Source organism: Kitasatospora sp. NPDC056531, assembly GCF_042794375.1.
Classification (GTDB): Bacteria; Actinomycetota; Actinomycetes; order Streptomycetales; family Streptomycetaceae; genus Kitasatospora.
This window is the reverse complement of sequence record NZ_JBHTTU010000371.1, coordinates 1-1,349: the sequence shown is the minus strand read 5'-3', so window position 1 is coordinate 1,349 and position 1,349 is coordinate 1. Positions and strand designations below refer to the sequence as shown.

The following is a 1,349-nucleotide window of genomic DNA, read 5'->3' as shown; positions in this document are numbered from 1 at the left end:
GCGGATGACCGCGTCGCATGTAGTGACAGCGGCGGGCGCGCGCCTGGTGACGGCGGCGCCAGCGCGACCACGTCACGGCGTGGTGGCGGTCCGGGGGACGGCGACGGGGTCCAGTTGCCAGCAGACGGCGAATCTCGGCTGGTGTGAGGTCCACGAGGTCGGGCGTGTCTCTCTCGTCGCCCCCTTTTCCCGTTCCTGACCGGCCATCACCGCCAGGAAGGCGTGCGCGAGCATGGCGAGCGTGATGTGCCGGTACCAGCCGACGTAGCGGCGGACCTCGTACTGGTCGAGGCCGCATTCGTTCTTCGCGCTCTGGAAGCACTCCTCGATCTTCCAGCGGCAGCCTGCGATGCGGACGAGGTCCGTAAGGGTGGCCTGAAGGGGCGCGCAGGCGAGGTAGTAGGCGATCTCGTCGGGCTTGGCGATGCTGCGGCGGGCCAGCATCCACCGTTGCCGGGCGGGTTCGTCGCCGTCGAACTCCACCACGGCGGGCAGGCGGGCGGCGGCCCAGTCGTAGTAGCGCTCGCCCTTGGCGCCGCTTCCGGCGGACAGCCGCTGCCAGGCCTCAAGCGGGGCCTGCTTGATGAGGTGGTCGATGCGCGGACCGTGGACCTGCTGGGACTTGGGCACGGCCACAACATAGGAGAGCCCAGCGTCTTCGAGGAAGCGGCGGAAGTGGGCGTCCTGCCCGTAGGCGGCATCCGCGGTGACCCAGGCGATGGGCAGGGGCGAGGCGATGGCCCGCCGGATCACGACGCGAGCCAGCTCCAGTTTGGTGGCGAAGGCGCGGTCGTCGGGGACGCGGGCGGATCGGCAGCGTTCTCGGTCCTCGGTCCAGGACTTGGGCAGGTAGAGCTCCCGGTCGACCAGGGTGTGGCCGCGGCTGGTGGCGTAGGCGGCGAAGACGCCGATCTGGCAGTTCTCGGTGCGGCCGGCGGTGCCGGAGTACTGGCGCTGGACTCCGGCGGAGGTGGTGCCCTTCTTCACGAAGCCGGTGTCGTCGATGATCAGGACGCCGTCGTCGGTGCCGAGCTGTTCGGCGACGTAGGTCTGCAGGTCGTCGCGGATCTCATCCGCGTCCCAGCGGCTGCGGGACAGCAGGTGCTGCAGGCCGTCGGGGGTGGCGTGGCCTGCGTATTCGGCCAGTTGCCAGCCGTTTTTGCGGCCTACAGGGCCCAGGAGCCCACGGACGTAGTCCCGCACGCGGCGCCGGGGCTCCACGCGGGGGAAGCGGGCCCCGATCCTCAGGAGAAGTTCGCCAAGTTCCTTTTCCCACATGCTGATTGCTGCATCGATCACATGGGCGCACTGCCCGGGACGCTGTCACTACATGCGGCGCGGTCATCCAT

General features: G+C 69.7%; 1 protein-coding gene. It reads right to left on the bottom strand.

All coding sequences use genetic code 11. The features are described 5' to 3' along the window. Positions 1-72: 72 nt before the first annotated feature. Positions 73-1,278: an IS701 family transposase gene (locus tag ACFQ87_RS46530; RefSeq protein WP_380617100.1), complete on the bottom strand. Its 1,206-nt coding sequence runs from the start codon at positions 1,276-1,278 to the stop codon at positions 73-75. Positions 1,279-1,349: the final 71 nt, after the last annotated feature.

What these genes read in the sequence shown, in the direction of transcription:
- ACFQ87_RS46530 (WP_380617100.1), bottom strand. Translation starts at nt 1,278, where the DNA reads ATGTGGGAAAAGGAACTTGGCGAACTTCTCCTGAGGATCGGGGCCCGC.